At 74.8% G+C, this 23,761-nt stretch carries 23 protein-coding genes; 16 read left to right on the forward strand and 7 right to left on the reverse strand.

The features are described from left to right. Positions 1-112: 112 nt before the first annotated feature. Complete coding sequence (locus Ae331Ps2_RS11550; RefSeq protein ID WP_083695469.1) at positions 113-883, reverse strand: FadR/GntR family transcriptional regulator; 771 nt, start codon at positions 881-883, stop codon at positions 113-115. 49 nt (positions 884-932) lie between these two features. Here Ae331Ps2_RS11550 and Ae331Ps2_RS11555 point away from each other — a divergent pair, with 49 nt between their 5' ends. The 9 genes from Ae331Ps2_RS11555 (at position 933) to Ae331Ps2_RS11595 (ending at position 10,438) form a co-directional block, all read left to right on the forward strand. Next, on the forward strand, positions 933-2,177 hold the full coding sequence (locus Ae331Ps2_RS11555; RefSeq protein ID WP_020623503.1) for an MFS transporter: 1,245 nt from the start codon (positions 933-935) through the stop codon (positions 2,175-2,177). A 159-nt stretch (positions 2,178-2,336) separates the two neighbouring features. After that, complete coding sequence (gene trpB, locus Ae331Ps2_RS11560; RefSeq protein WP_020623504.1) at positions 2,337-3,599, forward strand: tryptophan synthase subunit beta; 1,263 nt, start codon at positions 2,337-2,339, stop codon at positions 3,597-3,599. After that, positions 3,599-4,393, forward strand: a complete 795-nt coding sequence (gene trpA / locus Ae331Ps2_RS11565) for a tryptophan synthase subunit alpha (RefSeq protein WP_075308960.1) — start codon at positions 3,599-3,601, stop codon at positions 4,391-4,393. Before trpB ends, trpA begins: the two co-directional genes overlap by 1 nt. 722 nt (positions 4,394-5,115) lie before the next feature. Next, on the forward strand, positions 5,116-6,384 hold the full coding sequence (locus Ae331Ps2_RS11570) for a ferric reductase-like transmembrane domain-containing protein (protein WP_139318860.1): 1,269 nt from the start codon (positions 5,116-5,118) through the stop codon (positions 6,382-6,384). A 14-nt stretch (positions 6,385-6,398) separates the two neighbouring features. Continuing rightward, entirely contained in the window at positions 6,399-7,373 is a 975-nt protein-coding gene (locus tag Ae331Ps2_RS11575) for a DUF4142 domain-containing protein (RefSeq protein ID WP_075308958.1), read from the forward strand. Continuing rightward, positions 7,370-8,359 carry a hypothetical protein gene (locus tag Ae331Ps2_RS31170; RefSeq protein WP_075308956.1) on the forward strand — a complete coding sequence of 330 codons (990 nt, stop codon included), beginning with the start codon at positions 7,370-7,372 and terminating at the stop codon, positions 8,357-8,359. The genes Ae331Ps2_RS11575 and Ae331Ps2_RS31170 overlap by 4 nt, the downstream gene beginning before the upstream one ends. A 1-nt stretch (position 8,360) precedes the next feature. Continuing rightward, positions 8,361-8,903: a hypothetical protein gene (locus Ae331Ps2_RS11585; protein WP_075308954.1), complete on the forward strand. Its 543-nt coding sequence runs from the start codon at positions 8,361-8,363 to the stop codon at positions 8,901-8,903. Beyond that, complete coding sequence (locus tag Ae331Ps2_RS33190; RefSeq protein WP_233147702.1) at positions 8,903-9,931, forward strand: DUF6529 family protein; 1,029 nt, start codon at positions 8,903-8,905, stop codon at positions 9,929-9,931. The genes Ae331Ps2_RS11585 and Ae331Ps2_RS33190 overlap by 1 nt, the downstream gene beginning before the upstream one ends. 36 nt (positions 9,932-9,967) lie before the next feature. Beyond that, positions 9,968-10,438 (forward strand): Rieske (2Fe-2S) protein, encoded by a 471-nt coding sequence (locus Ae331Ps2_RS11595; protein ID WP_075308952.1) that lies wholly within the window; start codon positions 9,968-9,970, stop codon positions 10,436-10,438. 386 nt (positions 10,439-10,824) lie between these two features. On the opposite strand, the gene Ae331Ps2_RS11600 is transcribed toward Ae331Ps2_RS11595, so the two are convergent. Then, positions 10,825-12,300 (reverse strand): aldehyde dehydrogenase, encoded by a 1,476-nt coding sequence (locus Ae331Ps2_RS11600; protein WP_075308950.1) that lies wholly within the window; start codon positions 12,298-12,300, stop codon positions 10,825-10,827. A gap of 97 nt (positions 12,301-12,397) precedes the next feature. On the opposite strand from Ae331Ps2_RS11600, the gene pcaD reads away from it, so the two are divergent. Then, positions 12,398-13,168, forward strand: coding sequence for a 3-oxoadipate enol-lactonase (pcaD, locus tag Ae331Ps2_RS11605; protein ID WP_075312521.1), 771 nt, complete (start codon positions 12,398-12,400; stop codon positions 13,166-13,168). Here the strand turns inward: pcaD and Ae331Ps2_RS11610 are convergent. Further along, complete coding sequence (locus Ae331Ps2_RS11610) at positions 13,140-13,772, reverse strand: CGNR zinc finger domain-containing protein (RefSeq protein WP_020625334.1); 633 nt, start codon at positions 13,770-13,772, stop codon at positions 13,140-13,142. The two genes, pcaD and Ae331Ps2_RS11610, sit on opposite strands and share 29 nt — an antisense overlap. 55 nt (positions 13,773-13,827) lie before the next feature. On the opposite strand from Ae331Ps2_RS11610, the gene Ae331Ps2_RS11615 reads away from it, so the two are divergent. Next, a complete protein-coding gene (locus tag Ae331Ps2_RS11615; protein ID WP_158071557.1) occupies positions 13,828-14,772 on the forward strand; it encodes a DMT family transporter in 945 nt (314 codons plus the stop codon). A gap of 165 nt (positions 14,773-14,937) precedes the next feature. Further along, positions 14,938-15,135, forward strand: coding sequence for a DUF397 domain-containing protein (locus Ae331Ps2_RS11620; RefSeq protein WP_020625336.1), 198 nt, complete (start codon positions 14,938-14,940; stop codon positions 15,133-15,135). Here the strand turns inward: Ae331Ps2_RS11620 and Ae331Ps2_RS11625 are convergent. Beyond that, positions 15,132-15,998: a helix-turn-helix transcriptional regulator gene (locus tag Ae331Ps2_RS11625; RefSeq protein WP_139318859.1), complete on the reverse strand. Its 867-nt coding sequence runs from the start codon at positions 15,996-15,998 to the stop codon at positions 15,132-15,134. The two genes, Ae331Ps2_RS11620 and Ae331Ps2_RS11625, sit on opposite strands and share 4 nt — an antisense overlap. 106 nt (positions 15,999-16,104) lie before the next feature. Next, positions 16,105-16,791: a thioredoxin domain-containing protein gene (locus Ae331Ps2_RS11630; RefSeq protein WP_020627125.1), complete on the reverse strand. Its 687-nt coding sequence runs from the start codon at positions 16,789-16,791 to the stop codon at positions 16,105-16,107. 149 nt (positions 16,792-16,940) lie between these two features. On the opposite strand from Ae331Ps2_RS11630, the gene Ae331Ps2_RS11635 reads away from it, so the two are divergent. The 4 genes from Ae331Ps2_RS11635 (at position 16,941) to Ae331Ps2_RS30405 (ending at position 21,819) form a co-directional block, all read left to right on the forward strand. Beyond that, positions 16,941-19,241, forward strand: coding sequence for a cation-translocating P-type ATPase (locus tag Ae331Ps2_RS11635; RefSeq protein WP_233147703.1), 2,301 nt, complete (start codon positions 16,941-16,943; stop codon positions 19,239-19,241). Positions 19,242-19,306: 65 nt separating this feature from the next. Beyond that, positions 19,307-19,765 (forward strand): SRPBCC family protein, encoded by a 459-nt coding sequence (locus tag Ae331Ps2_RS11640; protein ID WP_075308944.1) that lies wholly within the window; start codon positions 19,307-19,309, stop codon positions 19,763-19,765. A gap of 106 nt (positions 19,766-19,871) precedes the next feature. Continuing rightward, positions 19,872-20,726: a DUF4190 domain-containing protein gene (locus tag Ae331Ps2_RS31940; protein WP_175581815.1), complete on the forward strand. Its 855-nt coding sequence runs from the start codon at positions 19,872-19,874 to the stop codon at positions 20,724-20,726. 211 nt (positions 20,727-20,937) lie between these two features. Next, positions 20,938-21,819, forward strand: coding sequence for a helix-turn-helix transcriptional regulator (locus Ae331Ps2_RS30405; RefSeq protein WP_084797530.1), 882 nt, complete (start codon positions 20,938-20,940; stop codon positions 21,817-21,819). 6 nt (positions 21,820-21,825) lie between these two features. Here the strand turns inward: Ae331Ps2_RS30405 and Ae331Ps2_RS11655 are convergent, their stop codons facing one another. Both Ae331Ps2_RS11655 and Ae331Ps2_RS11660 read right to left on the reverse strand, forming a co-directional pair. Beyond that, entirely contained in the window at positions 21,826-23,016 is a 1,191-nt protein-coding gene (locus tag Ae331Ps2_RS11655; protein WP_075308940.1) for an MFS transporter, read from the reverse strand. 84 nt (positions 23,017-23,100) lie between these two features. Next, positions 23,101-23,760: a hypothetical protein gene (locus tag Ae331Ps2_RS11660; RefSeq protein ID WP_075308938.1), complete on the reverse strand. Its 660-nt coding sequence runs from the start codon at positions 23,758-23,760 to the stop codon at positions 23,101-23,103. Position 23,761: the final 1 nt, after the last annotated feature.

A 23,761-nucleotide genomic window follows, 5' to 3' on the forward strand; every position in this document is an offset into this window, starting at 1 on the left:
GCACTCCTCGGGGTCGGGGGCGGGGTGGGTCCGGCGCAGGAGGGTAACCGGACCGGGACCGCCGCGCCGGGCCTGCGGCTGCCCGGTGCCGCACCGGCCCGGGCGGTGGGGGTCAGGCGGTGGGGCCGGCCCCGGCCGCCGGAGCGTCCGTGCGGGCAGAGGCGTCCGGGACGCCCGGGCGGGCGGCGATGAGCCGGTCCAGGAAGTCCCCGGCCTCGCGGGCGGCGCGGTCCACGTCGCCGTCCGCGATGGCATCGACGATCCCGGTGTGCGAGATGTCGTCGTCGGTGCCCGCGGTGCCCGGCATCGTGGTCTTCACGCTGTCCGCGACCGCCTCCACCACGCCCCGGTAGAGCTCGACGAGCAGGCTGTTGCCCGCACAGCGGACGACGGCGACGTGGAAGTCGGTGTCGGCGCGGGCGGCGAGCTCCACGTCCGCGGCGTCCGGCTCCTCCCCGCGACGGCCGCACTCCGCGACGGCGGCGACGGCCCGGTCGCGCTCGGCCAGCGCGGCCCGCAGGACGGTCAGGTCGGCGTCGGTCCGGCGGGCGGCCGCCATCCGGGCCGCCTCGACCTCCAGGGTGCGGCGGACCTCCAGCACCTCGCGCAGCTCCGGGCCGCACAGCGTGCGCAGCGCCCCGGACAGCTCGGTGGTGGCCCGCACGTAGGTGCCGTCGCCCTGGCGCACCTCCAGCAGGCCGCCGTGGGAGAGGGCACGGACGGCCTCGCGGACGGTGTTCCGGCCGACCTCCAACGACGAGGCCAGCTCCGACTCCGGCGGGATCCGGGCGCCGACCGGCCACTCACCGCCGGTGATGGCGGAACGGAGCTGACCGATGACCTGGTCGACCAGGCCACCGCGGCGCGCTGTGACGAGAGGCACCGGAACATCCTTCCATCCGAACATCCTACGTCTGTAACAATACTGTTTCGTGAGCATTGCTGAGCAGGAGACACGCGCGGAGGAGACCATCGCCACCGGACGGGCCGAGGACATCGGGCCGTCGCGCCGTGGCGCGCTCGTCGGGACCCCCCTGCTCGTCGTCGGGGTGGCGCTCGCCGCCGCGAACCTCCGTCCGGCCGTGACCTCGATGTCCTCGGTGCTCGGCGAGGTCCGCGACGGCCTCGGTGCCTCCGCGATCTGGGCCAGCGTGCTCACCGCCGTCCCCACCATCTGCTTCGGTCTCGCCGCGATCGCGGCCCCGCTGCTCGCCCGTCGCCTCGGCACGGCCCGCGCGATCGGCCTGGCGATGGCGGTCCTGACCGCGGGGCTCGTGCTGCGCGTCGTCGACGGCCCGTGGGTCGTGCTCGGCGGCACCTTCGTCGCCGCGGCGGGCATCGCGATCGGCAACGTGCTGATCCCGGTGGTGGTCAAGCAGTCCTTCCCGCACGCCGTCGGCCGGGTCACCGGCATCTACACCGCGGCGCTGGCCGCGGGTGGCGGGATCGGCGCGGCGTTCACCCCGCCGCTGGAGCCACTGCTCGGCGGCTGGCGCGGCGCGGTCGGGGCGTGGGCGCTGCTGTCGCTGGCCGCACTCGTCGTGTGGGCCGCCGGGGCCCGGCACGGCGAGCCGGAGCCGGTCGTGCGCACCGCGGAGGCCGTGGAGCGACGCCCGATGGTGCGCCGCCCGCTGGCCTGGGTGGTCACCGCGTTCTTCGGGCTGCAGGCCTGCGTCGCCTACGTCGCGATGGGCTGGCTGTCGGAGCTGTTCGTCTCGGTCGGGGTGACCCGCACCGACGCCGGCCTGATGCTCGCCCTGATCAACCTCATCGGCATCCCGCTGAGCTTCATCATCCCGCCGATCGCGCTGAACCGGCCGTCGCAGTCGGGCTGGATCGTCGGGCTCGCCTGCTGCTCGCTGGCCGCCGTCGCCGGGCTCGCGATCGCCCCGGCCGCCGCGCCGTGGCTGTGGACGGTCCTGCTCGGCACCGGCATGGCGGTCTTCCCGCTGGGGCTCGGCGTGATCGCGCTGCGCACCCGCGAGTCCGCCGAGACCACCGACCTGTCGGCGATGGCGCAGGGCTTCGGCTACCTCATCGGCGCGGCGGGTCCGTTCCTGTTCGGGGTCCTGCACGGCGCCACCGGTTCCTGGACGCCGTCGCTGGTGCTGCTCGGCGTGGTGATCGTCGTCGAGATGGTGCTGGGCTGGGTCGCGGGACGCCCGCGACTCGTCTGAAGGCCGGCCGCGCGGCACCGTCGCGGTGATATATGAGAGCCCCCGGTGCCGCGTCCGGCGTCGTGGGCCCGGTGTACCGTCGTGGACGTCCGATCTCCCGGCGCATCCCCGCCCGGCGGCGGCCCGAGATCGGGGTCCTCGATCCGTCAGGGAGTACTCGTGACCGACACCGCCCTTCCCCCGGCCGGGGACACGGCGCGGCTGGTCGACCAGACCGGCCCGTACTTCGGCCGCTTCGGCGGCCGCTACGTCCCGGAGGCGCTGGTCGCCGCGCTGGACGAGCTCGAGCAGGCCTACCACGCGGCGATGACCGACGAGGCCTTCCAGGCCGAGCTCGCCGAGCTGCACCGCACCTACTCGGGGCGTCCGAGCCTGCTCACCGAGGCGCCGCGGTTCGCCGCGCACGCGGGCGGTGCACGCATCCTGCTCAAGCGGGAGGATCTGAACCACACCGGCTCGCACAAGATCAACAACGTGCTGGGCCAGGCACTGCTCACCAAGCGGATGGGCAAGACCCGGGTCATCGCGGAGACCGGCGCCGGGCAGCACGGTGTCGCCTCGGCCACCGCCGCCGCCCTGATGGGGCTGGAGTGCGTCGTCTACATGGGCGAGGTCGACACCGAGCGCCAGGCGCTCAACGTCGCCCGGATGCGCATGCTCGGCGCCGAGGTCCGCCCGGTCACCTCGGGCACGCGCACCCTCAAGGACGCGATGAACGAGGCGATGCGCGACTGGGTCACCAACGTGGCCGACACGCACTACCTCATCGGCTCGGTCGCCGGTCCGCACCCGTTCCCGGCGATGGTGCGCGACTTCCAGCGGATCATCGGGGTCGAGGCCCGCCAGCAGGTCCAGGACCTGACCGGTGCGCTGCCCGACCTGGTGTGCGCCTGTGTCGGCGGCGGCTCCAACGCGATGGGCATCTTCCACGCCTTCCTCGACGACACCTCGGTCGAGCTGGTCGGGTTCGAGGCGGGCGGCGACGGCGTCGACACCCCGCGGCACGCGTCGTCGATCGGCGGCGGCGACGTCGGGGTCCTGCACGGCTCGCGCAGCTTCATCCTCCAGGACGAGGACGGCCAGACCCGCGACTCGCACTCCATCTCCGCCGGTCTGGACTACCCGGGCGTCGGCCCGGAGCACTCCTGGCTGCACGACATGAAGCGCGCCCGCTACGAGTCGGTCACCGACGCCGAGGCGATGGACGCCTTCCGCCTGCTCTGCCGCACCGAGGGCATCATCCCGGCCATCGAGAGCGCGCACGCGCTGGCCGGTGCGCTGCGCGAGGCGAAGCGCCTGGGCGAGGGCAAGGTCGTGCTGGTCAACCTGTCCGGCCGTGGCGACAAGGACGTCGACACCGCGGCGAAGTACTTCCAGCTCATCGACGAAGAGGGCAACGCCGTGACGGACGGAGCGGTCTGATGGCCAGCGTGGCGCAGCGGATCGAGGCGGTCCGGGCCGAGGGCCGCGCCGCACTGGTCGGGTACCTGCCGGTCGGCTTCCCGACCGTCGAGGGCTCGGTCGAGGCGATGCGGGCGATGGTCGCGGGCGGCGTCGACGTCGTCGAGGTCGGGCTGCCCTACTCCGACCCGCTGATGGACGGCCCGGTCATCCAGCGCGCCACCCAGCAGGCGCTGGACAACGGCGCCCGCTCCCGCGACGCGTTCACCGCCGTCCGCGGGGTCGTCGACGCCGGCGCGCCGGCGCTGGTCATGACCTACTGGAACCTCGTCGACCGCTACGGCATCGAGCGGTTCGCCGCCGACCTCGCCGAGGCGGGCGGTTCCGGTCTGATCACGCCCGACCTGCTGCCCGACGACTGCGACGAGTGGCTCGCCGCGTCGGAGAAGCACGACCTCGACCGGATCTTCCTGGTCGCCCAGACCACCACCCCCGAGCGGATGCGGATGACCGTCGGCGCGAGCCGTGGCTTCCTCTACGCCGCGTCCCTGATGGGCGTCACCGGCGTCCGCTCGGTCGGCGTCGAGGCTCGTGACCTGGTCACCCGTGCGCGGGAGCACGCGACCCTGCCGGTGTGCGTCGGCCTGGGTGTGCGGACCGCGGAGCAGGCGGCCGACGTCGCCTCCTACGCCGACGGCGTCATCGTCGGCACGGCGTTCGTGCAGGCCCTGGAGTCCGGTGGGCCGTCCGCGGTCGAGTCGCTCGCCCGCGAGCTCGCCGAGGGCGTCCGGGCCGCGGAGCGCGTCTCCGCCTGACGGAGTCACCCGGCCGCGCCTCCGACCAGGGGCGCTGCCGTCCGACCTGCCGTGCGACCGCGGCGCCACGAGGGTGCGTCGTGGTCGACCGCCGGGCTCGGGCCCGCCGCGGCCGGGCGCAGACGCGTCGCCGCCGTCGGCCCTGTCCGCGGGCCGGTGCGTGCCGTCGGGGGCCGATCGGACGGGACCAGCGGTGGTCGCGCGCGGTGAGCGTGAGGTCCCTGAGAGTCGTCGCGGCGGTCGGCCGTAGGTCGGTAGGCCGACCGGAGCGATCGGACCCCGCCCGCCGGACGGCGACGACCGGACGGCGGTGGGTGCTCTCAGGAACGCAACCCCGCCGCGGTGGGGTTCCTATGTTCGTGTCACCGCACCGCGGCCCGCTCCCCCTCGGACGCCGTGGCGGTGGCCGGGGCTCCCCACCCGGCCGGTTCCACGAACCGGAGTGATCCGATGACCCGCCCCGCCCTGCGCGGACGCACCCCCGGCGTCCGCGCGACCGCAGCGTCGCACCCACGACCGGCCCGAGGCCGGTCGGTGACGGTCCACCGCTCGCGCACCCACCACCCCCGCCCGCTGCGGGCACCCTCACCGGCCGGGCGCACGCCCGGCGACCGGTGAACCGCCCGGTTCCGCATCCGGTCACCGCACCCCTGCGGCGGGACACCCCGCCGCCCGCCGACGCCTGGCTGGCGCACCGCCGCGCTCGCACGGTGTGGGGATCCGTGCTGGTCACGGTCCTCGTCGGCCCGTCGCTGATCTGGATGCTCCGTTCCGGGCCGCAGCCGCTGCTGCACCAGCTCTCGGTCCTGACCGGGCTGCTCGCGCTGTCGGCGATGGTGATCGTCGCGGTGCTGCCGTCCCGGGTGCGCGGACTCTCCGGAGCCCTCGGCCTGGAGACCCTGCTCGGCCTGCACCGCAGGCTCGGTGTGCTGGCCGGGGTGCTCGTCGCCCTGCACCTGGCCTGTGTGGTGGCCGACCACCCGGAACGCGTCGGGCTGCTCGTGCCGTTCGCCGCACCGGCCCGCGGCCAGGCCGCCACCCTCGCGACGGTCGCGGTCGTCGTGCTGCTGGTGCTCGCGCTGCGCGGGGTCCGGACCGGCTCGCACGAGGTGTGGCGCTGGCTGCACCTGAGCCTGGCCGCGGTCGTCGTCGGCGCGTCGTCGCTGCACGTGCTGTGGCTGAACAACCTGGTCGGCGACGCCGTCATGGGGCCGGTGCTCGGCGGGCTCGGCCTGCTGCTGGTCGCGGTGCTGGTGCTCCGCTGGGGTGCCCGCGCGGCGACCGGCGAGTTCCGGGTGCACGTCGTGCGCCCGGAGAGCCCGACCGTGTCGACGCTCGTGCTCGCCCGGCCCGGCCGGCACGCCGGGCCGTGGTTCCGGCCCGGCCAGTTCGCCTGGCTGCGGCTGGAGCGGATGTCGGTGGAGGAGCACCCGTTCACCATCGCGTCGTCGGCGGCCGACGGTGGGCGGGTCGAGTTCACCGTCCGGCACACCGGCGACTTCGCCGGGCGGCTGCGTGAGCTGCGCCGCGGCGACCCGGTCTGGGTGGACGGCCCGTACGGCTCGTTCACCCCGGACTCGGTGCCGTCGACCGGGCTCGTGCTGATCGCGGGCGGCGTCGGGATCACGCCGATGATGAGCATGCTGCGCACCGCCGCCGACCGCGGCGACCGGCGGCCGTACCGGCTGGTCGTGCACGCCCGCGACCGCGCCGACCTGCTGTTCCGGGCCGAGCTCGCGCACCTGCGCACACTGATCGACCTGCAGGTCACCGAGGTGCTGCGCCGCCCGTCCGCGGACTGGGCCGGGGCCACCGGGCCGATCGACACCGCGCTGCTCGCCGCCGTCCTGACCGATCTCGACGACCCGGCCCGCCGCCTCGACTACTTCGTCTGCGGCCGGCCGCAGCTCGTCGGCGACGTCCTCGCCACCCTCACCGCGCTCGGTGTCCCGGACGACCGGGTGCACACCGAGCAGTTCGCCCAGGTCTGAGAAGGGGAGAGCCCATGTCCCGCCGGATCCCCGGCCCGCTCCGCTGGTCGGTGCTCGCCGCGCTGGCCGCGGTCGCCGCGGTCGCGCTCGCCCAGTACTGGGTGGCCACCTCGGCCTCCACCGACCAGCAGCAGGGATGGACGCAGACCCGGTGGGGGCCGCTCGGCCCCGCCGATCGCGACCTGCTGCAGAAGGTGCGCCTCGCCGGTCTCTGGGAGGCACCGACCGGGCAGCAGGGTGAGCAGCAGGCCACCTCGCCGGCGGTCCGCGAGGTTGCGCGCAAGCTCGGCGTCGAGCACCACGATCTCGACGCGCTGGTCCGCTCCACCGCCGAACAGCTCGGGGTCCTGCTGCCCAGCAGACCGAACGACCAGCAGATCGGCTGGATGAACGACCTGACCGCCCGCCCCGGGACCGACTACGACCGCCAGTTCGTGCAGCTCCTGCGCGCCGCGCACGGCTCGGTCCTGCCGGTGATCACCGACGTCAAGGTCGGCACCCGCAACGAGCTCATGCGGCAGTTCGCGAACGAGGCGTCGGTGTACGTCACCCGGCACATCGGCTACCTGGAGTCGACCGGGCTGGTCGACTACGCGGCCCTGCCGGCCCCGCCCGATCCGGTTCCGACCGGCGCCCGCAGCGCGACCGACGTCGTCGTGCCGGCCCTGGTGGTCGGGGTCGCGCTGCTCGCCGCGGGCGGGCTGCTCATGACCCTGCACCGGCGTGGCCGCCCGGCCGCCGGCCCGACCACCGCCCTCGTCCCCGCCCCGCGCCACCCCCGCGACGGCGCCCGACGGGCCCTGCCGGTCGGACCGCCCGACCCCTGGGACGAGCTGGCGCACGTGCCGCCGGTCCGACCCCGGCCCGACCCCGACGCCGGCCTCGCCGACGCCACCCCCCACTACCTCGACCTGGACACCGACACCGGAGCGCCGCCCTCCCGCACCACCGGCGCGCACCGCACCGCCCCGAGGAGCCGATACCGATGAGACCCACCACCAGTCGCAGCAGGACGATCGCGGTCACCGCGCTCGCACTGGGCCTGCTCGTCGCCGGGCCCGCCGCCTACGCCGCCGGGGCCGCCTCCGTCGACCGGGGGGACCGGCCGGCGAACGTCGCATCCGGGCCGTCCGACTCGTCCGGCTCGTCCGGCTCGTCCGACGGGGCCCGGGACACGTCCGATGCCGCGGGCTCCTCCGGGGGCGGCGGGCACGACCACTCCGGGCACACGGGGTCCGGCTCCTCGGGCCCGGGCACCTCGGACGCGGGCTCGGGCAGCTCGGACGCGGGCTCGGGCGCCGACGGCTCGGGCTCGGGGTCCGGTGCCGCCGACGATCAGGCCTCCGGTGCCGCCGACGGCCGGGGTTCCGACGGCGCGGGGGGCGGAGCCGCCGGGAAGGCCGACGGGAACGGCACGGGCGCGCCGTCGGCGCTCGACATCCTCGCCGTCGACTGCTCCGGCAGCAGGCTCACCGCCCACGACGGGTTCCAAAAGGCGCCCCGCTGCGTGTCCACCGCGTTCGGCGAGGTCGCCGACGCCGGCCGCAGCCCGTCGCTGCTGATCACCCAGGCCCCGACGAAGGTCCGCCCGGGGGAGGCGTTCCGCCTGACCGTCAGCACCCGGAACCTGGTCCGCGACCGGTTCCTGCCCGCGGCCCAGGGCGGCTACTACGCCGAGGCGTCCCTGCTGAACGGCCAGGGGCTCCAGCGCGGCCACTTCCACACCGCCTGCCGGATCCTGCCCGACCCGGGCGAGGCACCGGACTCGGCGCCCGACCCGCTGTTCTTCCTGGCCACCGAGGACGGCGGCGGGGGAGCACGGCCGGACAGCGTCACGATCGACGTGCCCGGGGTCGAGAAGACCGGCGAGCTGCAGTGCTCGTCGTGGGCCGGCGACGGGTCGCACCGCACCCCGATGATGCAGCGGGCCAACCAGACGCCCGCCTTCGACTCGGTCCGGATCGAGGTGGGCTGACATGCGACTCTCCGGACCCCTCCTGACCATGGTCGCCGTCGGCGCGGTCGCCGCCGGGGCCGCGACGGCCAACGTCGTGCTCACCGCAGAACCGGAACCGCTGCCCCCAGCGGCCCCCGCCGCCGTCGACCAGGCGGCGGGCTCGCTCGCCCTCCCGGCGGCGCCCGCTCCGACGGCCGCCCCGGCCCCGGCCGCGACCGGCACGGTCGCCTACACGGGCCGGTCGACGAACGGGACGGTCACCGTCGACATCTGGGTCACCGACGGCACCGTGAAGGCCTACGTCTGCGACAACCGCGGCATCGAGTCCTGGACGACGGGCACCGCCACCCCCGGCGGCACCACCCGCCTGACCGGCAAGGACGGCGCGGAGGTCGCGTACAGAGTCGCCGACGGTGTCGCCACCGGCACCGCCCGCGCCGACGGGCGGTCCTGGGAGTTCACCGCGGCCCGGACCGACGCGTCCGACCCGGCACCCGCACCGGCCCCCGCGCCTGCCGAGGCCCCGGCCACCGGCGGCAGCGGCTACGGCGGTGGGTACTGATGTCCCCCCGCGCGCGGCACGAGGACCGCGACCTCACGGACCCGGTCGGGTTCGCCCCGGTCCCCGCGGACATCCCGAACCCCCGCGGCCCCGAGCACAGCGGCGGCTGGGCCGCCGTCCCGGAGCCGTCCCGGGCACCCGACCACGACCCCGACACGGCCGCGGACCGATGGGCGGGCACCGCCGACCGGCGCCGCGACGCCGTCGCGGGGGACCTGTTCACCCCGACCGGCCCGCTCACCTCGCCCCCGGGCGGCGGTTCGGGCGCCCACGGGGTCACCACGCCGCGCCGCCCGGCGCGGGACGCCGGGACCGCGCGTCCCGGCCGCCCGCGCCGGGCCGCCGGTGACGTCCCGCAGTCCGGATGGTCCACGGGCGCCGACGACGCGGCCCGGGCCGGGAGCACCCCCGGCCGTCGCCGGTCCCGCGCGGCGACACCCGACCCGACCCGCGCGCGTCGCCGCCCGGCCGCGGAGGCGGCCCAGGAGGTCGCCGTCCCGGCGGAGGGCCCGTCGTGGCGGGTCGTCGCCGTCCCGGTCGTCGTCGGGTCGCTGGTCGCGGTGGCCCTCGGTGTCTGGGCCCGTCAGCACGTCGGCACCGGCGTCGCGGTGAACCTCGCCGGGTTCTCCAGCGGGGCCGCGGCGAAGGCCTGGCTCGGCTCGGCGGCCCTGGTCCTCGCGATCGTCCAGGGGGTGACGGGTCGGATGATGATGCGCGGCTACGCCGACCCGGCGACCGCGGTCGCGCACCGGTGGTCGGGCCGGGTCGCGGTGCTGGTGACCGTGCCCGTCGCCGTGCAGTGCCTCTACGCGTTCGGCTGGTCCGGCGCGACGACGTCGGCGCTGCTGCACTCCGCGCTCGGCTGCCTGTTCTACGGCGCGTTCGTCACCAAGATGCTGCTCCTGCGGCGTCCGGGCGTGCCCGGATGGCTGCTCGCCGTCGCGGGTGGGGTGCTGCTCGCCGTGCTCGCCGGGGTCTGGCTCACCTCGGCGCTGTGGTTCTTCACCGGCCACGGCCTGTCGTTCTGATCCCCGACCGCTCCCACCGAACCCCGGAGGTCCCCCGTGTCCCCGATCCCGCGCCGCCGGCTCCTCGCCGGCGCCGGTGCCGCCGTGGCCTGCTGTGCCGCGGGCTGCGCCACCTACGGAACCCCGCGTGACACGGCTCCCGCCGCGCCCGCACCGTCCACCCCCACACCGGAGCCGACCACTCCGGCGCCCGCGCCGAGCAGCGCCGCCGCCCCGGTGCCCGCCGGACTCACCGCCGTCGACGACGTCCCGGTCGGCGGCGGGCGGGTCTTCGCCGAGCAGCGGGTCGTCGTGACCCGCCCGGACGCGAACACCGTCCTGGCCTTCGACGCGACCTGCCCGCACCAGGGCTGCCTCGTCGACCAGGTCTCCCGGGCCGGCATCTCCTGCCCCTGCCACGGCAGCCTGTTCGCCGTCTCCGACGGGGCCCCGCTCGACGGACCCGCCCGGGCACCGCTCACCTCGCGACCGGTGCGGGTCGAGAGCGGGCAGGTGGTCCTGGCCTGACAGTGCCGAGGCCGCCGAGGCGCCGGGGTGCCGACCGCCGTCGCCCGGGAGCGGGCTGTCCGGCGGCCGCTGAGAGCCCCGCGCGCGACCGACGGGTCCGACTGCTCCGGACGGCGGAACGCTTTCCCACCCGTCGCGCTCGCGGGTCCGTCCACCGGTCGGGGGTCTCAGTCCGCGAACGGCGGCCGCCGCCGGTCGTAGCGTGCTGTCCGCATCGGTTCCGTGGTCGCTCCCCGACTTCCACGCCGCACGACGTGGCCGCCGGATCCGGCGACGCTCCCCGTCGCCGGGCCCGCGCGTCCCGCCCGCGGCGCCGGAGGACCGCCGTGCCCGGGACCTCGACCCCGGGCACGGCGGTTGCACATCCCCGGAACCGGCGCCCGGCCTCAGCCGAGGGTGAACGGGTCGCGGGTGCCGCCGGTCAGCTCCACCCACACCGACTTGTTCTCCAGGTACTCCTCGACGGCCGCGACGCCGTTCTCCCGGCCGAGCCCGGAGTGTCCGAACCCGCCGAACGGGACGCTCGGCGACACCACCCGGTAGGCGTTGATCCACACCGTCCCGGCGCGGATCCTCCCCGCGACCCGGTGCGCACGGTGCACGTCCTTCGTCCACACCGCACCGGCCAGGCCGTAGGGGGTGTCGTTGGCGAGCGTCACCGCCTCGTCCTCGTCGGTGAACCTCAGCGCCGCGAGCACCGGGCCGAACACCTCCTCCCGGTAGACCGTGGACTCGGGCGTCACCCCGGTGATCACGGTCGGCTGCACGAAGTAGCCGCCCAGGCCGGACTCGGCGGCCCCGCCGTAGGCGACGGTGTTGCCCTCCGCCTTCGCCGTCTCCAGGTAGCCGAGCACCTTCTCGTACTGCGGCCCGTTCGCGACGGGACCCATCTCGGTGTCCTCGGCGTTCGGGTCGCCGAGGGTGATCGTCGCCGCGCGCTCGGCGACGAGCCGGACGAGCTCGTCGTGGACGTCGGCGTGCACGATCAGCCGCGACCCCGCCATGCAGGTCTGGCCGGTCGCGGCGAACACGCCGGCGACGATCCCGTTCGCGGCGGCCTCCAGGTCGGCGTCGGGGAACACGACCTGCGGGGACTTGCCACCCAGCTCCAGGGTGACCGTGTTCAGGTTCTCGGCGGCCGCCTTCGCGATCGACCGTCCGGTCGCCGTGGAGCCGGTGAACGCGACCTTGTCGACGCCCGGGTGCCCGGCCAGGTGCGCGGCGGTGTCCCGGTCGTTCGTGGTGACGACGTTGACCACGCCGGCCGGGATCCCGGCCTTCTCGATCAGCTCGGCCCACTTCAGCGTCGAGGCGGGCGCGTGCTCCGACGGCTTCACGACGATCGTGCAGCCCGCGGCCAGCGCGGGTGCGACCTTCCAGGTCATCAGCAGCAGCGGGGAGTTCCACGGCGTGATCGCCGCGACGACGCCGACCGGTTCCTTGCGCGTGTAGACCAGGTAGTTCGGGTTCGGAGTGGGGATCTGGCGGCCCTCGATCGTCGGGGCGATCCCGGCGTAGTACTGGTACCAGCCGCCGAGACCGCCCAGCTGGCCGATCATCTCCCGGTACAGCTTCCCGGAGTCGCTGACCTCGGTCCGGGCCAGCGCCTCGGCGTTCTCGGTGATCAGGTCGCCCAGCCGACGCAGGCAGGCGGCGCGGCCGAACGGGGTCATCGCGCCCCACTCGCCGTCGAGCGCGCTGCGGGCGGCGGCGACGGCGGCGTCGACGTCGTCGGGGCCGCCGTCCGGCACGGTCGCCCAGGGCGCTCCGGTGAACGGGTTCTGCGTCTCGAAGGTGCGGCCGGACGCCGCGTCGGACGGCTTCCCGCCGATCAGCATCCTGAACGTCTCGAGCTCGGCCATGGACGGTCCTCTCTCCAGCGACTCCGGTGGCGCACACGTCCTCGCCGACGACCCTACGAACCCGGGCCACGATCCGCAGCCGGTGCAGGATGGGCACATGGCACTCGATCTGCACCACGTCGTGGACGGTCCGGCCGACGCACCGGCGGTGCTGTTCGGCCCGTCGCTGGGTACCGACCTGCATCTGTTCGACGCCCAGGTGGCGGCCCTGTCCGACCGCTTCCGCTGCGTCCGGTTCGACCTGCCCGGCCACGGCGACTCGGCCCCCGTCACCGGTGACCTGACGATCGCCGACCTCGGCCGCGGCGCGCTCGCCGCTGCCGACGCCGCCGGGGTCGCGGACTTCCACTACGTCGGCGTCTCGATCGGCGGGGCGATCGGCCAGTGGCTCGGCGTGCACGGCGGGGAGCGGGTGCGCAGCATCGCGGTCCTGGCGACGGCGGCGCGCTTCCCGAACCCGGACTCGTGGCCGCAGCGCGCGGCGACCGTGCGGGCGGACGGCACCGCCGCGATGGTCGGCTCTCGCACCGGGACCTGGTACGTCGAGTCCTGGGCGCAGCGCGACCCGGCCGGAGAGCAGCGGCTGCTGGACATGCTGCGCGCCTCCGACGACGAGAGCTACGCCGCCTGCTGCGCCGCCATCGGCGCCTTCGACATCCGCGCCGAGCTGGGCGAGGTGTCGGTGCCGGCACTCGCCGTGGCGGGGGCGGACGACCCGGCGACGCCGCCGTCGTCCCTGCACGAGATCGCCGACGCGATCCCCGGCGCCCGCTACGCCGAGGTCGCCGACTCGGCCCACCTACTGAACTACGAGCGCCCCGACGAGGTGAACGCCCTGCTCACCGAGCACCTGACGGCCCGGAGCTGACCCGCCCCGGCCCGCCCGCGCCGGAGGAAGGGCGCTCGGAGGAACGGGTGGCGCGGCGGGCGCGGTAGGCGGCGACGTGCGCTCGGTTCGCGCAGTTGCCGGTGTCGCAGAAGCGCTTGGAACGGTTGCGGGACAGGTCGACCAGCACGGCGTCGCAGTCCTCGGCGGCGCAGCGGCGCAGCCGGGACAGGTCGTCGCGGCGCACCAGGTCGACGACCGACATCGCGATCTCCGCGCCCATCCGGTCCGCCAGCGGGGCGTCCTGCGGGGTGACGTGCAGGTGCCAGTCCCAGCCGTCGTGCCGCGCGAGGTGCGGGCGCGCATCGGTCTCGGCGAGGATGGCGTTGACCAGGGTGACGGTGCCGTCGCGGTCGGGGCCGTCGTCCTCGCCGTGGGCGGGCCACAGCCCGGCCAGCCGCTCGCGGAGCACCCGGACGGCCCGGCGCTCGTCGTCGGAGCCGGCGCGGCGCCCCGAGTACGGCTGCTCGGCCAGCCACGCGGCGAAGCCCGGCACGTCGTCGAGCGGGTCCGGGTCGGCCCGACGGGTGTTCACCAGCGCCGCGGCCGCCGCGAGCAGCACCTGGGTGTCATGGGCGAATTCCATGTTGACCCCTGACATGGTCGGTTCCTAGTGTCAGGAGTCTATGGGTGCTTCGGTCGTGACACGGGATCACGTGGTCCGCGGGCTGCTGTGGGCGCTGGTCTCGGCCGCCGCGTACGGCTTCTCCGGGCCGCTCGGTGCGGCGTTCCTGGAGGCGGGCTGGTCGCCCGGGCTCACGACGCTGCTGCGCATCGCCGGCGCGGCGGTCCTGCTCCTCCCGGTGACGGTCGTGATGCTGCGCCGGTACCCGCTCAGCGCGCCGAACGCCCGCAAGGTCCTGCTCTACGGCCTGGCCGCCGTCGCGGGTGTCCAGCTGTGCTTCTTCCAGGCGTTGCAGCACCTGTCGGTGGGCGTCGCGCTGCTGCTGGAGTTCCTCGCGCCCGTGCTGCTCGTCGGCTGGACGTGGGCGCGGACCCGGACCGCCCCGGCGGCGGTGACGCTCGTCGGCTGCGTGGTCTCGCTGGTCGGGCTGGTACTGGTCGTCGACCCGTTCGGGCCGCAACGCGTCGACCTGACGGGAATCCTGTGGGGCCTCGGCTCGGCGGCGTGCGTCTGCGTCTACTTCCTCCTCCCCGGCGGCGACGACCGCGATGGCGTCCCACCACTGTTGATGATCTCCGGCGCGATGGTCGTCGGCGCGGTGACGCTCACGGTGACCGGTCTGCTGGGCATCACGCCGTGGCGGGTGGGGGAGTCCAGCGGGAGCCTGGCGGGCGCCGACGTGCCGTGGCCGGTGCTGCTCGGGATGCTGGTCGTGCTCGCGACGGTGCTGCCGTACCTCACGGGGATCATCGCGATCCGACGGCTCGACACGCGGGTCGCCTCGTTCGTGGGGCTGTCCGAGGTGATGTTCGGGGTGCTGGCGGCCTGGATGCTGATCGCGCAGGTCCCGAGCCTGATCCAGGTGGCGGGCGGGGTGCTGATCCTCGGGGGGATCATGCTGATCCGGCGGGCTGAGAACCGGGTCGCGGCGACGCCGGGGGAGATCGCCACCCAGGGCTGAACACCACTCACGCTCCCCGACCGGGACGAACGAGTGAACATCTCCTCGGCCGGGCGCCGGTCACGCCCTTCGCCGGGGACGCTCGTTGTACGGGGTGTCGGTGCCGCTCCCCGCACCGACGGTGCTGCCGGCCCCGACCGGCGTGATGCGGAGCCGAGGTCGACAGTGTCCGACGGTCAGTTCGTCACCAGTTCCTTCTGTGCGAAGGGCGAGTGCGTCGCGGTGGCGGCCGACGCGGCCGGTGTGCGTGTCCGGTCGACGACCGCGGAGGCGACCGTCGTCGGCTTCACCGACGACGAGTGGACGGCCTTCGTCCGCGGGGTCAAGAACGGCGAGTTCGACCTCGACCGTCTGCGCGGCTAGGACCGCCCCGCGAAGCGTCGCTCCAGCATCGCGCGGCTCTCGTCGGGGGACATGGCCCGGTCGAGGAGTCGCCGCCAGATCCGGCGGTAGTCGGCGACGGCCTGCGGGGTGTCGACGAAGACGTCGTTCTCCGTGCCCTCGACATTGACCATCGGCCAGTCCGTCTCGGGACGGCGTGGGGTGAAGACGGAGAACGTGCTGGTCGCGCTCGTCCAGCCGGCGTGGAACGGCAGGATCTGCAGCGTGACGTTGGGCTGGTCGCCCCGGCGGATCAGCTCGCCGATCTGCGCCCGGAGCACCTCCTGGTCGGCGCACCGGTGCAGTGCGACCTCGTCGAGGAGGACGTGGAGCTCCAGGGGCGGGGCCTCGGCCCGGTCGGGCTCGATGACGTTCTGCCGGCCGAGGCGGATCTCCACCATGCGCTCGATCTCGCTCCGGGCCCGACCGGCGAACACCTCGGTCAGGAGCAACCTCGCGTAGTCCTCGGTCTGCAGGAGACCGGAGATCGGGATGCTGAACGTCTCCTTGGCCCGGGACTCCGCCTCCAGCGAGATGAGCATGTCCAGGTCGACGCCCGACGGTGCGGGACCGAAGGGCTCCCACCAGCCCGGAGCCTTCGCGTCGTTCGCCCATCCCAGGATCCGCTCGCGGTCGGCGTCGGATGCCTCGTAGATGTCCAGCAGGTCGCGGACGTCACGGAACTTCGGCTCCACCTGCCCCGTCTCGATGCGGGACAGCTTGGAGGGCGAGACCTCGAGGAGCTTCGCGATCTCGGAGAGCTGCCGGTGGCGCCCCGTGCGGAGCTGCTTGAGGGCCCAGCCCAGCCGTTTGCGGATGACGAGTGGGCCGTGTGCCGCGGTCATGACCACACGTCCTCCGGTGGCTCCTGCCGATGGTCGCCCGCGATGCTACTGCGGATGCACGTGCAGACCCCGATGGTGCGGCCGGTCCGCCGCCGGACCCGCGTGGTCAGCCCGCGGCGACCGCCTGCTGGACTGCCTGCGGGGTCGCGTCGACCTGGGTGCCGTCGACCTTCACGGTCGGGGTGCCGGACACGCCGTCGCGCAGCGCCTGCTGGGTGATCTGGGTGACCCAGGGGGCGTAGCGCTGGTCGTCGACGCACTGGGCGAAGTCGCCGCCCGCGCCGACCTTCTGCCCGAGCGCGACCAGCTGCTCGTTCGGGAGCCCCGCGCCGCCCTCGGCGGGCTGGTTGTCGTAGAGCTCCTTCTCGAACTGCGGGAACACCCCCGCCGCGGCCGCGCACCCCGCCGCGGCGCCCGAACGCGTCGAGTACCGGGTCGACGAGGCCCGGTCCAGGATGGCGATGGGGTGGTAGACGATCTTCGCCTGACCGGAGGAGACGAGCTGGTCGAGGGTCTGCCCGGCCTGCGCCTCGAACTGCTTGCAGATCGGGCACTGGAAGTCGAGGTAGATGTCGATCGTCTTCGGGGCCGCCTCGTTGCCGACGGTCACGCCCTGCGCGGACGCGTTGGCCGGGACCGCGATCCCGCCTCCGGAGTTCTTCCAGTAGACGCCGACACCGACGACGGCCGCGAAGGCCACGACGACGATCACTGCGATCACCGTGAACTGCGACGGTCCCTTCTTCGCGGTGAGCGGGTTCTTCGCCGCCGCCTTCCGCTTCCCGGTGGCCATCAGGGTCTCCTCCTCGGATGTCCGTGTGCCCCGCTCCCGACGACCAGTTGTACGCCCTCTCGTCCCGCAACGGTTCGGCGGGGCATCGGTCCGCCGCAGGTCAGGGGCCCGGGTGGCGGATCTTCGATCGCGTGTAGAACCATGGGGTCGTGAGTACCGACAGCGCCGTGGACCGGCCCGCACCGGAGACGGACGTCCGTACGGTCGAACTCAAGATCGACGGCATGACCTGCGCCGCCTGCGTCGGCCGCGTCGAGCGCAAGCTCGGCAGGCTCGACGGGGTCGACGCGACCGTCAATCTCGCGACCGAGCGCGCGCTGGTCCGGTACCCGTCGGCCACCCCGGTCTCCACGCTGGTCGAGACGGTCCGCAGGGCCGGCTACGGCGCCACCGAGATCCGCCCCACCGACACCGGTGACGAGGCCACCTCCGACGACACCGCGCTGCGCCGGCTGCGGACCAGGATGGCCGTCGCGCTCATCCTGTTCATCCCGCTGGCCGACCTGTCGCTGGCGATGTCGCTGGTGCCGTCGCTGCGCTTCCCGTACTGGCAGTGGGTGGTCGTGGCGCTCGCGCTGCCCGTCGTCGGCTGGGCGGCGTGGCCGTTCCACCGCACCGCGGTGCTGAACCTGCGTCACGGGACGACGTCGATGGACACCCTCGTCTCGCTCGGCGTGATCTCGGCCTCGGCCTGGTCGCTGGGGGAGATGGCCTTCCTCGACACCCGGCAGACCCTCACCGGGTGGGACGCGGTGCTGCACCCCTCCGGGCCGCTCTACATCGAGGTCGCCGCCGGGGTGACGACGTTCGTGCTGGCCGGGCGGTACTTCGAGGCACGGGCCCGCCGTACCGCCGGGCGGGTCATGCGCTCGCTCGCCGCGCTGGAGACCGACGAGGTCACCGTCCTGTCCGGGGGTGTGGAGTCCCGCGTCCCGGTGCGACGCCTGCGGGTCGGCGACCGTTTCCTGGTGCGGCCGGGTGAGCGGGTCGCCGCCGACGGTGTCGTCGAGACCGGGCGGGCCGCCGTCGACACCAGCGCGATGACCGGTGAGCCGGTCCCGGTCGAGGTCGGGCCGGGCGACGCCGTCACCGGCGGCACGATCGCCTCGGGCGGGCGGCTGGTCGTCGTCGCCGAGCAGGTCGGGGCCGACACCCGCCTCGCGCGGATGATCGCGGCCGTCGAGCGGGCGCAGACCGAGAAGTCCGCGACGCAGCGGTTGGTCGACCGGGTGTCGTCGGTGTTCGTGCCGGTGGTGCTGGGGTTGGCGCTGCTCACCCTCGGGGGCTGGCTGCTGGCCGGCGCGGGCTGGGCCGGCGCGCTGGCCCCCGCGATCGCCGTCGTGATCATCGCCTGCCCGTGTGCGCTGGGGCTGGCGACGCCGACCGCGCTGATGGTCGCGACCGGCCGTGGCGCCGAGCTGGGCATCTTCGTGAAGGGGCACCGGGCGCTGGAGACCACCCGGGCCGCCGACACGGTCGTGCTCGACAAGACCGGCACGCTGACGACCGGGCGGATGGCCGTGGTCGAGGTCGCGGCCGTCCCGGGTGGCGACGCGGCGCAGCTGCTGGCCCGCGCCGCCGCCGTCGAGAGCGGGTCCGAGCACGCCATCGCCGTCGCGATCCGGGCCCACGCCGGTTCGGACGTCCCGGCGGTGGAGGACTTCGTCGCGCTGCCCGGGCTCGGGGCCCGCGGCACCGTCGACGGCCGCACCGTCACCGTCGGTCGTCCCCCGGAGGACCCGGGTGCGCTCGCGCCGCGGCTCGCGGAGTGGGAGGCGGCCGGGCACACCGTCGTCGCCGTGCACGTCGACGAGGCTCTCGCCGGGCTGATCGCGCTGGCCGACCCGGTGAAGGAGTCCGCGCCGGTGGCCGTCGCCGAGCTGGTCGCGATGGGGCTGCGCCCGGTGCTGCTGACCGGTGACCGGCCCGCCGCCGCGCACGCCGTCGCCGCCGCCTGTGGGATCACCGAGGTCGTCGCCGGCGCGCTGCCCGACGGCAAGGTCGACCACATCCGTGGGCTGCAGGCCCAGGGCCGCACCGTCGCGATGGTCGGCGACGGGGTGAACGACGCCGCCGCGCTCGTCGCCGCGGACCTGGGCATCGCCGTGGGCTCGGGCACCGACGTCGCCCTGGAGGCCGCCGACGTCGTGCTCGTGCGCGACGACCTGCGCGTGCTCCCGGCGACCGTCGAGCTGGCCCGCGCCACGATGGGCACCATCCGCGGCAACCTCTGGTGGGCGTTCGGCTACAACACCGCGGCGATCCCCGTCGCGATGGCGGGGCTGCTGAACCCCCTGCTCGCCGGGGCCGCGATGGCGCTCTCGTCGTTCCTGGTGGTCACCAACAGCCTGCGGCTGCGGAAGGCCGCGAGCTGGGCCGACGGGGCGCTGGGCGGGACACGCACCCCGGTCGGCGAGGAGAGCACCGATTACGTCGAGGCGCGGGACTGACTCCTGTCCGGGGCGGGCCGGTGGGGGAATCCCGCATCGGGGCCGCGGGACTAGCTTCCACTGCCGTGAGCAGCTACCTCGTCGAGCGCCGGACCGTCGTGGACGCACCGGCCGACCGCGTCCACCCACTGGTCGCGGACCTGCACGCGTGGCGGGGCTGGTCGCCCTGGGAGGGCCTCGACCCGGACCTGCACCGGGAGTACTCCGGGCCCGAGCGCGGCCTCGGCGCGCGGTACTCGTGGTCGGGCAACCGCCGGGCCGGCCGCGGGACGATGGAGGTCGTCGGTGACGCCGCGGACCAGGTCGACGTCGCGGTGACCTTCGAGAAGCCGTTCCGCTCCACCGCCACCTCGACCTTCCTGTTCGTCCCCGCCGACGGTGCCCGGACCGAGGTCGTCTGGCGGATGACCGGCGAGCAGCGGGGGATCGCCGCGCTGCTGGGCCGCGTCGTGCCGATGGACCGGATCCTCGGCGGCGATCTGGAGAAGGGCCTGACGCGGCTGGGCGTCGCGGCTCGCCCCTGAACGGGCCGACCGATCATGTCGAGGCGCTGACCGCCGCGATCATCAGATGTGACGATCCGGGGGTTTCGGGCGATACGGTCCTGCTCATCCTGGCGATGGGACGGTCGTGACCACCTCGCAGCGCCCGCAGGGCGACCCCTACCGTCCCGGGCCGGGCCACGGCGCTCCGCCGTGGCACCAGGCAGCACCCGTGCCCGGGCAGTTCCAGCGCCCCGGGCCGCAGCCCGCCGTGCCACAGCAATGGATGCCGCCTGCCGGAGCGGTCCCGCAGCAACCTCACGGCTGGGCTCCTGTCGCGCCGGCTGCGCCCCGGAACGGGCTCGGTATCGCCGCGCTGTGCCTCGGCATCGTCGGGCTCCTGTTCGGGCTGGTTCCCTTCACCGGCTTCCTGGCGTTCGCGCTCGGCGCCGTGGGCGTGATCCTGGGGCTGGTCGGGTTCGGTCGAGCCCGTCGTCGGACTGCCAGCAACCTGAAGACGGCGATCACCGGGACCGTTCTCTCCGTGATCGCGATCGCCCTCGGTGTCTGGGGCATGGTCATCGTCTTCACCGGCCTGAACCAGCTGTCGGAGGATCTCGGCAACCTGTCTGCGGCATCGTCGCCGGCCGCCACGTCCGGGACGGGGACGACGCCGGCGGACGTGACGAACCCCTTTGTCGCCGGTCCGGTCACCTACACGCTGGAGATCACCGGTGATGCCGAGAAGATGATGGTCTCCTACGGCACCGGCAGCGCCACCAGCTCGTCGTCGGACTACCAGGCGCTGCCGTGGAGCAAGACCGTCGAGGTGACGGGGGACTACAAGTTTGCCCAGGTCAACGCAGTGAGTTCCGGGCCCGGCACTATCACCTGCACCATCACCGACGTCGCGACGGGTCAGGTCGTCGACACCCAGACCTCGGAATCGCTGGACGACAACCAGTACAGCTCGGCGAACGTCGGCTGCACCACTGTCGGCTGATCCCGGCGCACCCTCGGGCCGTGTCCGGCACGAGGTGGTCACGCACGATCGAGCCGGACACCCCAGGGGCCCTGCCGGGACGCCGGCCGGGCCCCTCCTCCTGTCTCGGCGGGGTCCGCCGCACGACGCAGCGGTGGTCCCGCACCGCGGCCGTGACGAGCCGCGGCGCATCGACCGGAATAGCCGGTCGGGCAGCGTGGCTGATCACGGTGTGACCGCACCTCTACCCGATGCGATCGACTCCCGTCTCGACCGGATGCTCGCCGGCATGGAGTGGGAGCTGCGCCGGTCCCGCCGATCCCGGGTGACCGACGGCGCCGTGTCCACGGTGCTCCGCGACACCGCCGGGTTCGTGTTCCTGCACGACGGCCGCGCCGCGGTCCGGGCGGCGGCCGAGCAGGGCTGGACCCCGGTCGCGGCGGGCGACCTCGTCCTGGTCCCGCGGCGCGCCGACCTGACCGTCCGCGGCGACGGCGGCGCCGAGGCCACCGTCGTCGAGCTGACGCGGCCCCCGGCCGCGCGGCCCGACGAGGGCCCGCTCCCGGACGCGGTGGTCGCCCGGTCGTTCGGGGCCGCCGAGCCGGGCATGGCGGTCCTGGTCCGCGGCATGGCGTGCGGGTGGAGCACCGTCGGCGGGGCGGTCCGCAGCGGCGACACGGTGATCTGTTCGCGGATCGCGACCACGATCGCGGTGACCGCGGTGCGCATGTGGGTCGAGCAGCAGCCCTGCTGCGCGGACCGGTGGCTGTCCTCCGCGCTGGACCCGCGCATCGGGCGGGCCCTGCGCGCCGTGCACGCCGACCTCACCCGCGCCTGGACGGTGGCCGACATGGCCCGGGAGGCGACCATGTCCCGGGCCGCCTTCGCCGAACGCTTCACCGAGCTGGTCGGGCGCAGCCCCGCCGGGTACCTGACCGCCGTCCGGGTCGGGGTGGGGCGGGAGCTGCTCGCCGACGACACGGCCACCGTCGCGGAGGTCGCGCACCGGGTCGGCTACCGCTCCGAGCTCGGGTTCGCCCGCGCCTTCCGGCGGGAAGCAGGCATGTCGCCGTCCCAGTGGCGCGCCTCGGCCCGGGCGGTCCGGGCCCGCTGACCCGGCCTACGACCGGCTCGGCTCCTGCGGCGCGGACCCGAACGCCAGCCCACCCACCGTCGCCACCACGGCCGCCGCCGCCAGCGTGACGCGGACCCCGACGCCGTCGACGAGCAGCCCGCCGACGACGGCGCCGACGGTGATGCCGAGCTGGAAGCCCGCGACGAGCAGCCCGCCGCCCGCCTCCATCCGGTCCGGCACCACCCGGGCCATCCACGTCGACACGACCGTCAGCCAGGCACCGAACGACAGCCCCCACACCGCGACACCCGCGACGACGACCGGCAGCACCGCGGGGAACGTCGCCACCGACGCGACCCCGGCGGCCAGCACCAGCGGGACGGCGTACCGCACCAGCCGCAGGTACCGGTCCACCAGCATCCCGACGACGAGGTTGCCCACCACCCCACCGGCGCCGAACACCGCGAGCAGCACGGCCACCCCGCCGGCGTCGAGCCCCGGGACGGTCCCGAGCGCGGGCCGGACGTAGGTGAACGCGGCGAAGTGCCCCAGGACGGTCAGTACGTGACCGGCCAGTCCACGCGGCATCCCGGGGGCGCGCAGCGTGTCGACCAGCGGGCGCAGCCCGTCGGCGGCGTCCGGCGCGACCGGGGGCAGCACGGTGCGGATCGTGAGCGCGGTCAGCGCGGACAGGACCGCGACACCGACGAACACGGCCTGCCACCCCGCCAGCGCACCGAGGTAGACGGCCACCGGCACCCCGGCGACCGTCGCGAGGGTGGTGCCGGTGTTGACCAGCATCATCGACCGTCCGAGCCGGCCCGGCGTGCTCAGCCGGGACGCCACCGCCAGCGACATCGCCCAGAACCCGCCGATCGCCGCACCCAGCAGGAGCCTGGCGGCCAGCAGCACGACGAAGCTCGGCGCGATCGCGACCAGGATGTTCGACACCGCGGCGCCCGCCGCGAGCACGGTCAGCAGGGCGCGGCGGTCGACCCGCGGGAGCAGCGCGCCGATCGTCGGGGCCACGAGGAGCCCCACGAACGCCGTCGCCGACACCGCCTGGCCCGCCTGCCCCTCGGTGATGCCGAGCGTGGTGGCCATCGGGGTGAGCAGACCTGGCGGGAGGAACTCCGCGAGGACCAGGACGAAGCTCGTGAGGGCCATGACGCCGACGGCGCCCCAGGCGGTGCGGTCCGGACGGGTGGAGGTGGATGTGGTGGATGTGTCGGTCACGCTGTCAGCCTTCGCCGTGGTGCGGCCGGGTACCCGTCCGATCGTCCGGCGTGACAGACCGGTCGTCCGGATCGGGGCCGTTGGTCAGAGCACGGGTTGCACCGGCAACTCCCCTTGTGCCGCGAACGAGGTGGCGACGACGTGGCCCGCCGCGCCGAGGTCGAGGAACCGGGGCGGCGGGCCGCCGTCGGTGACGTGCCGGCGCCTGGGATGACGGCCGGGCACCACGTCCGCGGTGACCCCGGCTTCGGTGAGCAGCCGGGCGATGCCGTCGATGAGACCGCGCGGCCCCCGCGCGAGCAGGCCCCGACCACCCGCCAGGTGCACGGGGAGGTCGTCGAGCCGGTGGAAGCACTCCGCCGGCGGGTACCAGCCGCCGGTCTCGGACTCGACCAGCATGCGGAGCCGGTACGCCAGCAGCTCCGGCTCCGGCGGCGCACCGCGGACGTACACCGAGTCCGAGATCTCGGTGTGCAGGCGGAGCACCGGGTGCTCGCCGTGGAGCCCGACGTGCGTGACGTCCGGCCCCGGGGTACCGGCGAGCTCCCAACCGAGGACGCCGTCGGCGTCGATCCGGACGTGCGTCCGCGCCAGCTCCTCGACGTCCTCCTGCCATGGCTGGTCGAGGACGAGGTCGACGGACAGCCGCTCGCCCGCGATCCGCACGGCACCGACCCGTGCCTCGACCTGGTACTCCGCGACGACCGTCCCGAGGAGCTCCAGGTCGAGCGGCTGCTCCGCCACG

It is taken from the genome of Pseudonocardia sp. Ae331_Ps2, from assembly GCF_001932405.1.
Classification (GTDB): Bacteria; Actinomycetota; Actinomycetes; order Mycobacteriales; family Pseudonocardiaceae; genus Pseudonocardia.